This window comes from Flavobacterium sinopsychrotolerans (assembly GCF_900110375.1).
GTDB classification, from domain to species: domain Bacteria; phylum Bacteroidota; class Bacteroidia; order Flavobacteriales; family Flavobacteriaceae; genus Flavobacterium; species Flavobacterium sinopsychrotolerans.
Genome location: NZ_FODN01000003.1, coordinates 343,205 through 355,078, shown reverse-complemented (window position 1 = coordinate 355,078; position 11,874 = coordinate 343,205). Strand labels below are relative to the sequence as shown.

8 protein-coding genes, 2 tRNA genes and 1 rRNA gene are annotated in these 11,874 nt (G+C 33.2%); 8 read left to right on the top strand and 3 right to left on the bottom strand.

What is annotated here, in order from left to right; translation table 11 throughout:
- The first annotated feature begins 211 nt into the window (after positions 1-211).
- The 4 genes from rrf (at position 212) to BMX64_RS08455 (ending at position 2,260) form a co-directional block, all read left to right on the top strand.
- Positions 212-321: ribosomal RNA gene (gene rrf, locus BMX64_RS08470) — 5S ribosomal RNA — on the top strand.
- Between the two features lie 66 nt (positions 322-387).
- Positions 388-460: transfer RNA gene (locus tag BMX64_RS08465), tRNA-Phe, on the top strand.
- A 6-nt stretch (positions 461-466) separates the two neighbouring features.
- A tRNA-Leu gene (locus BMX64_RS08460) sits at positions 467-552 on the top strand.
- 757 nt (positions 553-1,309) lie between these two features.
- Positions 1,310-2,260, top strand: coding sequence for an NAD(P)H-dependent flavin oxidoreductase (locus BMX64_RS08455; RefSeq protein ID WP_091170116.1), 951 nt, complete (start codon positions 1,310-1,312; stop codon positions 2,258-2,260).
- A gap of 75 nt (positions 2,261-2,335) precedes the next feature.
- On the opposite strand, the gene BMX64_RS08450 is transcribed toward BMX64_RS08455, so the two are convergent.
- The 3 genes from BMX64_RS08450 to BMX64_RS08440 form a co-directional block, all read right to left on the bottom strand.
- The gene (locus BMX64_RS08450; protein WP_091170113.1) at positions 2,336-2,992 is read right to left on the bottom strand and encodes an endonuclease III domain-containing protein; all 657 of its coding nucleotides are present in this window, start codon (positions 2,990-2,992) and stop codon (positions 2,336-2,338) included.
- Between the two features lie 4 nt (positions 2,993-2,996).
- Complete coding sequence (msrB, locus tag BMX64_RS08445) at positions 2,997-3,386, bottom strand: peptide-methionine (R)-S-oxide reductase MsrB (RefSeq protein WP_091170110.1); 390 nt, start codon at positions 3,384-3,386, stop codon at positions 2,997-2,999.
- A 92-nt stretch (positions 3,387-3,478) separates the two neighbouring features.
- On the bottom strand, positions 3,479-4,345 hold the full coding sequence (locus BMX64_RS08440) for an alpha/beta fold hydrolase (protein ID WP_091170106.1): 867 nt from the start codon (positions 4,343-4,345) through the stop codon (positions 3,479-3,481).
- A gap of 186 nt (positions 4,346-4,531) precedes the next feature.
- Here BMX64_RS08440 and BMX64_RS08435 point away from each other — a divergent pair, with 186 nt between their 5' ends.
- From BMX64_RS08435 to BMX64_RS08420, 4 genes are all read left to right on the top strand, one after another.
- On the top strand, positions 4,532-5,953 hold the full coding sequence (locus BMX64_RS08435; protein WP_091170100.1) for a glycogen synthase: 1,422 nt from the start codon (positions 4,532-4,534) through the stop codon (positions 5,951-5,953).
- Positions 5,950-7,230, top strand: a complete 1,281-nt coding sequence (locus tag BMX64_RS08430) for a glucose-1-phosphate adenylyltransferase (RefSeq protein ID WP_091170096.1) — start codon at positions 5,950-5,952, stop codon at positions 7,228-7,230. The genes BMX64_RS08435 and BMX64_RS08430 overlap by 4 nt, the downstream gene beginning before the upstream one ends.
- Before the next feature lie 70 nt (positions 7,231-7,300).
- A complete protein-coding gene (gene glgB / locus BMX64_RS08425) occupies positions 7,301-9,208 on the top strand; it encodes a 1,4-alpha-glucan branching protein GlgB (RefSeq protein WP_091170093.1) in 1,908 nt (635 codons plus the stop codon).
- Positions 9,209-9,404: 196 nt separating this feature from the next.
- A complete protein-coding gene (locus tag BMX64_RS08420; RefSeq protein ID WP_091170089.1) occupies positions 9,405-11,804 on the top strand; it encodes a glycoside hydrolase family 31 protein in 2,400 nt (799 codons plus the stop codon).
- Positions 11,805-11,874 lie beyond the last annotated feature (70 nt).

Below are 11,874 nucleotides of genomic sequence, written 5' to 3'. Positions count from 1 at the left end.
TAACCCGTAAGCTTATGTACGCTTTTCTCCCGTCTTTCGGGACGGGAGAAGAAACTTTCTTTATGCTGAACTCACTGAAATAAATTCAGTGTAAATGTTTCAGTATCAACTTTTTATTTTCTTTATCTCAGTATGTTAAGATATTATGTAACTGATGTTTATATAACTATAAACAACATTACAGTAATTGCCCAAAGCAATTATAACCTCTTAAGGTGGTTATTGCGGCGGGGCTCACCTCTTCCCATCCCGAACAGAGTAGTTAAGCCCGCCTGCGCAGATGGTACTGCAGTTATGTGGGAGAGTATGTCGTCGCCTTTCTTTGAAAACCCTGTTCTAACGAACAGGGTTTTTTATTCATACCTTCCTTTATGAGAAAAGTATACTGGTACCTTAGCTCAGATGGTAGAGCAATGGACTGAAAATCCATGTGTCCCTGGTTCGATCCCTGGAGGTACCACAAAATGCTCGGATGGTGAAATTGGTAGACACGCTGGACTTAAAATCCAGTGAACAGCAATGTTCGTGCGGGTTCAAGTCCCGCTCTGAGTACAAGAAACTTCAGTTGGCTAACGCTGGCTGAAGTTTTTTTATTTTTACATTATAGAATTCTCGTCATTTATTTATGGGGGATTTTTGTATAAAGTCTAAAACCCGTGTAGTGATAAAAATTAAGCATATATCTAAGTTTGAAATGTAACAATTACATATTAAATTTTTACAGTTTGATTATGAATAGAAAGATTCAATAATTATTTTTTTATCGCCAAAAGTTCGTTCATACACATGTAGGCAAGATTCTAATCTAAAATAATTAGATTATTATTATTATAAAACAATCCAATTTAAAATAATTATTCTTGATTCAAAAAATATTATAGTTTATACTTTACTTAAAGAAGATAAAATGTCTAATAACTATTTTTTAGATTTTTTGGTTGAAGATTGCTTTACTCTAGAGAAGTTTTAAAAAAACTCATGAAAAGCATTGAGATGGAAGTATTTGCATTTTTGAGTTTATACATTTCGTATTTATTTAAATAAAATTAATGTTATGTTAAAAATCAAACAGTATTAAATTGTGTAAAAGTAAAACTTAATAAAGACGAGTATGATACAGAATTATTTAATATTAACTTACTAATAGATAATTCTAAAATGAGTTTAATTATTTCTAAGTCAATAAAATTTAATGAAGCTTTACGAAATTGGAAGAAATGATAAGCTCAAGGATGGTATCGTTTTAGTTTCAAATACTAGGCATGCATAGTATATTTTGCTATATTTGTTTTAATTAAAAATATAAATAATGACAAAGCTTACGCTAACTTCCCTTTTGAGTATTAATCGACCGCTGATTATGGCGCCTATGTTTTTAGTTTCGAATACCAAAATGGTTATTGAAGGAATGAAATCGGGTGTTGCGGGTTGTATTCCGGCATTAAATTATCGAACATTGGAGGAATTGCGTGCTTCAGTTATTGAACTTAGAGCTGCTAAAGTTACCGGTGGGAGTTTTGGTTATAATTTAATTGTGAATAAATCTAATATTAAATACAAAGATCAATTAGCTGTTTTGTGTGAGGAAAAAGTAGATTTTATAATTACTTCTTTAGGCTCGCCTGAGGAAACTATTAAGCAAGCTCATAAGGTTGGAATTAAAGTTTTTTGTGATGTTACCGACTTGGCTTTTGCCAAAAAAGTAGAAAGTTTAGGTGCAGATGCTTTAATAGCGGTCAATAATTTAGCTGGTGGTCACAGAGGGAATCTTAGTCCAGAGGAATTGATTAAAGAATTAAATTTAAATACCACATTGCCTGTTATTTCTGCGGGAGGTGTTAGTACTAAAAAAGAGCTAGAAAAGATGTTATCGTATGGTGCAGTGGGAGTATCTGTGGGAAGTCCTTTTATTGCGTCATTTGAATCTGGAGTTTCGGAGGAATATAAACAAGCTTGTGTTGATTATGGTGCAAAAGAAATTGTCCTGACCGAGAAAATATCGGGAACACCTTGTACCGTTATTAATACTCCTTATGTTAAAAAAGTGGGAACTAAACAAACTTGGTTAGAACAAACTTTAAACAAAAATAAAACTTTAAAAAAGTGGGTAAAGATGATTCGATACATGATTGGATCAAATGCAGTCACTAAAGCAGCTACTGAAGTTACTTATAAAACAGTTTGGGTTGCTGGGCCAACAATTGAAAATACTACTGAAATAAGCTCTGTATCTAAAATAGTTGATAGATTATGTGTGTAATTTTTTAAAAGTATTTTTAGAAGTTTTTTTAGCTATAAATTATTTAAAGAGCCTATTTGATCAAATATAATTTGACTAAATGGGCTCTTTTTTGAAAACAGTCTTGTAATAATTACATATTTCATTAATCGGGCATTCTTCACATTTGGGTTGTGGTCGACAAATTTCTCTTCCCAGAAATGAAATAGCCATTCCAATTTCGCCCCAAATTTCTCTTGGTAGCACTTGCATGAGTTGTTTTTCGGCTTTAATCCCATCTTTTGTTTCTGTAATTAATCCAATCCTAGGTGCTACGCGAATGACGTGCAAATCGGCAATGATTCCTTCTGCAGGAACTTTTGCTTCCCGCATGATAACATTGGCTGATTTCCGTCCGATGCCTTTTAGCGCAACTAAATCGTCCATCGTAAGCGGAATATTTTCGTCATTTTTTACAGTTTGAGCGATTTCCATTAACCATTTGGTTTTATTTCCAAAATTCCTAACATCAGAGATATGAGGAATTAATGCATCAAAATTTGATACGGCCAAACTTTCCATATTGGGATAAGCTTCAAATAAAGCAGGAGCAATCTTATTTATATGGGCATCAGAGTCTTGAGCTGAAAGCACTACCATTACCAAAAGTTGGTATAAATTGTGATAGTCTAACGGATGTTTTCTTCCTTTGTATTTCGTTAGAATTGGCTTTAATTTTTCAGCCCAATCAGTTGAGTTTCCAAATAAATCCATAGCATTATTCTTTAAAGTCCACTGATAAGGAATTTACACAATACCGTTGCCCTGTTTTAGTAGGTCCATCATCAAATACATGCCCGAGGTGGCTTCCACAATTAGCACAAAGAATTTCCGTACGTTTCATACCATGTGTCACATCCGAAATGTATTGTACTTTTCCAGGAATCGATTCGTCAAAAGAGGGCCAACCGCAATGTGCGTCAAACTTTGAGTTGCTTTCAAATAAAGGTTCTCCGCAGGCTCCACAACAGTAAGTTCCTTTTTCATAATGCAGATTATAAGTTCCGGTGTGTGGGTATTCAGTTCCTTTTTTTCGAAGAATTCGGTAGCGTTCTTCACCCAATTGTTCTTTCCATTCTTCTTCTGTTTTTTCTAAAGGATATTTCATGATTTATTAATTTTATTAAAAAAATTATTATTGTTTATCTCTCGCTACTATTATTCTAAAATCACTATTTAATATTAATAATTATAAATTAGTTATTTACTCTGAATAAATTGAACTGTTCTTTCAATTACTTTAGAGTTACCCAGAATTTTTCGATGCCCTAATCCGTTAGTTAATAGTAATTCTCCGTTTTTGAGGTGTTTGTGAATGTGTATTCCTGCTTTTACAGGAACTTCCGGATCATCGTTATCATGGATTACTAATACAGGAATAGTAGTTTCCTTTGCAGCTAAAAAAGCAGAATAGCTGTTCATTTTTTCTCCATATTTTTTTTCGAAATGCAAGCGCAAAAGAGTGCTTATATTTGGTTTCAATTCTAATTTTGCCACAAAATCATCTATAATATCTTCTACAATATCTCCACTGCCAATTACTACCGCATGATTTACTTTTAATCCTTTTTTTATGGCATTCAAAACGGACATTCCTCCTAATGAATGGCCAATTGCTGCTTCAAATGGTCCAAATTGCTTCTCTATTTCTAAAATTGTAGCGATAAAATCAACCATAATAGTGTCTTTTCCAGGTGATTTTCCATGTGCAGGAGCATCAAAACTAATGGTAGAATATCCTGATTTTAGTAATTCATCTGCTATTTTGAATAACTGAGTTCCGCGTCCTGACCAACCATGTACCAGTAAAATTTTCTTCTCACTTTTTCCATACTCATATACAACAACTTCTTTGTCAATTGCCGGAACTTTAATTAATTTTTGAAGGCTATTTCGATCCATTTCCAATTCTCTTTTTGGAATCTTATGTTTTATTGGAGTAACAAAGAGTTTAGCAGCAAATAAGGTTATTAGTTTTGGCGAGATAAAAGAGATTAATTTACTGGTTAATAAAATAATTTTAGGAATTTCTAAGGATTGTGTATGTATAGAAGTTTTTTTTGTCATTTTGATAAATTTTCAAGCGGGTTATTATTTTGTAATTTTTTTACTAAATTTAGAAAAACATAAAAGTAGTATTTTTTAAAAGGTTTTAATTGGTATTGATACAAAAGACTGAAATAATAAATATTTAGAATTGTTTAAAAAAAATTGTAAACATTATAATTAACTGAAAATATCAAAATTTCATAGATGGAAATATTTCATATTAGCGCAGAGTGTTATCCCGTTGCAAAAGTAGGAGGTTTAGCTGATGTTGTTGGCGCATTACCAAAATATCAAAATAATGTAGGACATCTTGTAAGAGTTGTAATACCTTGTTATGACACAAAATTCAGAAAGGAAAATAAGTTTGAATGCATTTATTCAGATACTATAACATTAGGTAGTTTTAATTTTTCTTTTAATATTCTCAAAGAAAAAACAGACAAATTGGGATTCGAATTATATCTGGTTGAAATTCCAGAATTGTTTGATAGGAAAGACGTTTATGGGTATGAAGATGATATCGAACGTTTTTTATCTTTCCAAATCGCGACATTAGCTTGGATTACAAACAGAAATGAAGTTCCTGATGTTATCAATTGTCATGATCATCATTCTGGTTTGATTCCTTTTATGATGTTGTATTGTCATAAATACGAAAAACTACGAAATACTCCTTCTATGATTACCATTCATAATGGTTTGTACCAAGGACAGTTTGGTTTTGATAAATTATATTATTTACCAGAATTTGATTTGGTTCATGTGAAAGTTTTAGAATGGGATAATTGCATCAACTCATTGGCAGTAGCCATAAAATGTGCTTGGGCTGTAACTACAGTTTCCCCTAATTATCTGAATGAAATTAATTATTCGGCAAACGGACTCGAATCCTTGTTTAATCTGGTGCGTTATAAATCTAGAGGAATTTTGAACGGAATTGATGTCGAAGTTTGGGATCCGGCTAAAGACGCTATGCTGTCAACCAATTATTCGATTAAAAATTTCGAAAAGGGGAAACAGGAAAATAAAGAAAAATTGTGCAACCTCTTTAATTTAGATCCAACAAAACCACTTTTTAGTTTCATTGGTAGGTTATTAGAAGAAAAAGGAGGCGATTTATTGCCACATGCGTCAGCGCTCGCTTTATCTGAAAATTATCAACAAATAAATATTTTAATTTTAGGTTCAGGAAATACAGCTATTGAGAATCAATTGAACGACTTATTATCTGATTATAAAGGGAATTACAATACTTTCATTGGATACAATGAAGAATTAGCACACTTAATTTATGCGGGTTCTGATTTTTTATTAATGCCTTCAAGAGTGGAGCCTTGTGGTTTAAATCAAATGTATTCACTACGCTACGGAACAATACCTATAGTGCGACGAACGGGTGGATTACGGGATACAGTCATTGATTTTGGCGATGATGGAAACGGAATTTGTCATGACCAGGCAACTGTTGGTGATGTTTGTTATTCGATTCAAAGAGCTGTAAATTTATATAAAGACAAAGAACATCTCAACAAAATTATAAAAATAGGAATGAACACAGACCATTCTTGGGAGCGTGTTTGTCAGGAATATATAGAAATGTACAAACTAATAAGTAACAAGAAATGAAACCCAAAAAGAAAAATGTTATTGCAATTATTTTAGGTGGAGGACAAGGTTCCAGATTATATCCTTTGACAGAATCAAGATCAAAACCGGCTGTACCAATAGGAGGAAAATACAGATTGGTTGATATTCCGATTTCAAATTGTATGAATTCAGACATTTACAGAATGTTTGTGTTGACACAATTTAATTCGGCTTCCTTAAATGCACACATAAAAAATACGTATAACTTTAGTATTTTTAGCCACGCTTTTGTTGACATTCTTGCTGCTGAACAAACTCCTGATAATCCAACTTGGTTTCAAGGTACGGCTGATGCCGTAAGACAATGTATGCCTCATTTCTTAAACCATGATTTTGATTACGCTTTGATACTTTCCGGAGATCAGTTGTACCAGATGGATTTCAACGATATGGTAGAGGAGCATATCAAGAGAGAAGCTGATATTACTATTGCAACTTTACCTGTGAATGCAAAGGATGCTCCTGAATTTGGAATATTAAAAACAAACTCTGAAAGCTGTATTGAATCTTTCATTGAAAAACCAGCAAAGGAATTGTTGCCAGATTGGGAATCGGATGTGAGTGAGCAAATGAAGAGCGAAGGAAAGCATTATTTGGCTTCAATGGGAATTTATATCTTCAACAAAAAATTGTTGGTAGACATCATGTCAAACAAAGAAACCAAAGATTTCGGTAAAGAAATTATTCCGCAAGCTGTAGGGCACAAAAAGATATTAAGTTACCAATATGAAGGATATTGGACTGATATTGGTAATATTGATTCCTTTTTTGAGGCTAATATTGGACTTACTGAAGACTTGCCAAAGTTTAATTTATTTGATGATAATAATAAAATTTATACAAGACCAAGGTTATTGCCACCTTCAAAATTCCAAAAGACAACGATTGATAAATCATTAATTTCCGAGGGCTGTATTTTGAATGCTAAAGAAATAAACCATTCCGTGATTGGGATCCGATCCAGAATAGGCGAGGGAACAATTATTCAGAGTTGTTATGTAATGGGGAATGATTTCTATCAGAATATTGATGATATGAATGAAGACCTTAAAAACGGTAGACAATTGGTAGGAATCGGGGAAAGATGTTTCATTAACAATGCGCTTGTGGATAAAAATTGCAGAATTGGTAATGATGTGTATATCAATGGAGGTAATCATTTAGAAGATTTTTCGAATGAATTATACGCCATTAAAGACGGAATAGTTGTTATTAAAAAAGGAGCAATTATACCGGATAATTACATCATAAAATAAATTTTTAAACTGTTTTTTTTTTTAATAATATTCTATTATTTTTCTAAAAATAGAATTACACAAATGTTATATGAGCAAAGTTATCTCGCATTCCCTTTTTACTGATTTTGATATCGATTTGTTCAAATCAGGGAAACATTTCCGACTGTACGAAAAACTAGGCGCACATCTTATAAAGGTTGACGGAGTAGATGGTGTTTATTTTGCCGTTTGGGCTCCTACGGCACATTCGGTATCTGTGGTTGGCGATTTCAATTTTTGGACACAAGGCGAACATCAATTAGCAGTTCGTTGGGATTCATCCGGTATTTGGGAAGGTTTTATTCCAAATGTCAAAAAAGGGACAACTTACAAATATAAAATATACTCTAACAACGGAGGTATTGTAACTGAGAAAGCAGATCCTTTTGCTTTTTACTGTGAAAAACCACCGCATACGGCATCGGTAGTTTGGGATTTAGAGTATCAATGGAAAGACAAAAACTGGATGGAAACCCGTCAAAATCATAATGGTTTAGACAAACCTTATTCAGTATATGAAGTACATTTAGGTTCTTGGAAACGCCATACCGATGGTAATCGTTTTTTGACCTATGTAGAATTTGCGGAGGATTTAGTAAACTATGTTAAAGAGACAGGTTTTACTCACGTGGAGTTTATGCCTATTATGGAATATCCGTATGATCCGTCTTGGGGATACCAATTAGTGGGATATTTTGCGCCAACTTCCCGTTTTGGGAATCCGCAAGAATTCATGCATTTGGTTGATAAATTACACGAAGAAGGAATTGGAGTAATTCTGGATTGGGTTCCATCTCATTTTCCAGATGATGCACATGGTTTAGGTTTTTTTGACGGATCAAATCTTTTTGAACATCCTGATCGTAGAAAAGGCTATCATCCGGATTGGAAAAGTTTAGTTTTTAATTATGGAAGAAATGAAGTTCGTTCCTTCTTAATCAGTAATGCGTTATTTTGGTTACACCATTATCATGCAGATGGATTACGTGTTGATGCCGTTGCCTCGATGTTGTATCTGGATTACTCCAGAGAGGAAGGTGAATGGGAACCTAATATTTACGGAGGACGAGAAAATCTGGACACAATTAGTTTCCTAAAAGAATTTAATGAAGCCGTATATCTAAATTATGAAGGCGTGCAAACCATCGCCGAGGAAAGTACTTCGTTCCCGATGGTTTCCAGACCTACATCCATAGGTGGATTAGGTTTTGGTATGAAATGGATGATGGGTTGGATGCACGATACTTTAGAATATTTTCAAAAAGATACCGTGTATAGAAAGTACCATCAAAATGATTTGACTTTCTCAATGACCTATACTTTTTCAGAAAATTTCATGTTGCCGCTTTCGCATGACGAAGTAGTATATGGAAAGAAATCTATTGCGGGAAGAATGCCAGGTGATGAATGGCAGAAATTTGCGAATCTAAGATTACTATACGGCTATATGTTTATGCATCCCGGAACTAAATTGTTGTTTATGGGAAGTGAATTTGGACAAAGTAGCGAATGGAATTTTGAAGGAAGTTTAGATTGGCATTTATTGCAATATCCGTATCATGAAGGAGTAAAAAAACTGATTACAGATTTGAATAAATTGTATAAAACACAACCTGCTTTACATGAAAAACAATTCAGTGCAGATGGTTTTGAATGGATTAATTACTCCGACCATCAAAATGCGGTAATGTCTTTTATTCGAAAAGGAAGAGACCCAAAAGACGATGTAATTGTAGTTTGTAATTTTACACAAATAGTGCGATTTAATTACCGAATTGGTTTACCTAAAAAAGGAAAATTGATAGAAATTTTTAATAGTGATGCTTTAAATTATGGAGGAAGCGGAGTTTCTAACGCTAAAAATATTGCAATTGAAGCTATGCCTTATGATGGAAGAGATTATTCTGCGGAGTTGCTTTTACCTCCATTAAGTGTTACCGTTTTTAAAATTTCATAAGTATAAAACTGATTTTTTTAAAATAAGTATAATTAATGGTTTTCATTTATAATGGAAACCATTATTATATAAAGTTGACTGCTACATTGAAATACACTATAACGTTATCGTGAATAAAACTCACATATTTAACAGTTTACAAAGCATTTTTGTAAGTTTGAGTTCTTGAAAAAGATTAAAATTAATACCATAAAACATGATTACAAATACAGAATTAGAATTTAAAGGCGATTTATATCCAACAAAAATAGTTTCTTTTGAGCATGAAGTAGATTCCATATTTTTTCATACCGATAATAGTGTCATATTAAAAGTAACTGTATTAAGAGATAGTTTAATCCGGTTTCGATTTACAACAAAAGGGTATTTCAGCAATGATTTTTCTTATGCAGTTGATAAAAATCATTCTCATGGATATAATTTTCTTGAGGTTTCTGAAGAGGAAGATTGTTATCAGATAAAAACTAGTAAAGTAAAATGTAGAATTCAAAAAATAGATATGAGATTATCTATTTTTGATTTAGAAGACACTATTATTCTAGAAGATGAATTGGGTTTCCATTGGGAAGAAAGCTATGAATACGGGGGAAATATCGTAAAAATGAGTAAGGCTTCAAAAGATGGGGAATGTTTTTACGGACTTGGCGATAAAGCAACCCAGATGAATTTGAAAGGCAAGAGGCTGGAGAATTTTGCCACAGACCAATATGCTTTTCAAAAAGATCAGGAACCGTTGTATAAAGTAGTTCCATTTTATATTGGATTACAAAACAAGCAGTCTTACGGTATTTTCTTTGATAATACTTTTAGAACCTATTTTGATTTTTGTCACGAAAGAAGAAACGTAACCAGTTATTGGGCTGAAGGTGGAGAAATGAATTACTATTTCATTTACGGACCACAAATGCAAGATGTTGTTACCACATATACTGATTTAACAGGAAAACCTGAATTGCCGCCACTTTGGGCACTTGGCTACCACCAATCTAAATGGAGTTACTATCCGGAAAGCAATTTAAAAGAAGTTGCCGCCAAATTTAGAGAGTTGAAGATTCCGTGCGATGCACTATATTTGGATATTGATTATATGGAAGGTTTTCGATGTTTCACTTGGAACAAAGAGTATTTTCCAGATCCAAAAAGGATGGTCGCTGAATTAGCCGAAGACGGTTTTAAAACAGTGGTAATTATTGATCCGGGAATAAAAATTGACAAAGAATACTCGATATACAAAGAAGCTTTAGAAAAAGATTATTTCTGCAAAAGAGCTGACGGTCCATACATGAAAGGGAAAGTTTGGCCAGGAGAATGTAATTTTCCTGATTATACTAATCCCGCAGTAAGAGAATGGTGGGCAGGATTATTCAAAGAATTGATTTCAGATATTGGAGTAAAAGGCGTGTGGAACGATATGAATGAGCCTGCAGTTATGGAGGTTCCAAATAAAACGTTTCCTATGGATGTACGTCACGATTATGATGGAAATCCTTGTAGCCATAGAAAAGCACACAATATTTACGGTACACAAATGGCGAGAGCAACGTATCATGGTGTGAAACGATTTGCGTATCCCAAAAGACCTTTTGTAATAACAAGATCAGCCTACGCGGGAGCACAACGCTACACCTCTTCCTGGACAGGGGATAATGTTGCCACTTGGGAACATTTGTGGATTGCAAATATTCAAGTGCAACGCATGTCAATTTCTGGAATGGGTTTCACAGGCTCTGATATAGGTGGGTTTGCGGAACAGCCTTCGGGGGAATTATACGCACGTTGGATTCAATTGGGTGTTTTCCATCCTTTTTGCAGAACACACTCTTCTGGAGATCACGGCAATCAGGAACCATGGGCTTTTGACGAAGAAGTTATTGATATCACCAGAAAGTTCGTCAATTTGAGATATCAATTATTACCGTATTTATACACCATGTTTTGGCAATATATTGAGGAAGGAATTCCTATGCTGAAACCATTAGTATATTATGACCAAGAAGATATTCAAACGCATTATAGAAATGATGAATTCATTTTTGGAAATCAAATATTAGTTTGTCCAATTTTAGAGCCAAATGCTGTAGGCAGAAGAATGTATATTCCTCGTGGACAATGGTATAATTATTGGACCAACGAAGAAATTAAAGGAGGAAAAGAAATTTGGGTCGACACTAAATTTGATCAGATTCCAATTTTTATAAAAGCGGGAGCCGTAATTCCAAAGTATCCTGTTCAACAATATGTTGGTGAGTTAGAATTTGAGGAGTTAACATTAGATATTTACTACAAAGAAGGAAAAGAAAAATCAGTAGTTTATGAAGATGCGCAAGATGGATATGATTACAAAAAAGGGAGATACAGCTTCTTATCGTTTCAAACAACCGGTAAAGAGAAAGAATTGATTATCCAGCTTCATAAAGAAGGAAAATACGATACGAATTATTCGAAATATAAAATAAATCTTATCGGATTACCATTTAAAGTTAAAATGATTGAAATTGATAATGTGGAAGTATCATTTGATAAAAATAACTTAGAAAAATATAGTTATTTAATTGTTAATAAGGAGTTTACGTCTTTGTATATAATGGGGGAATAACAAAAAAATTGATACATTTACATTTAATTATGTAAATAAAAAAATGGATAATAATAGTATTTTTGTCTAA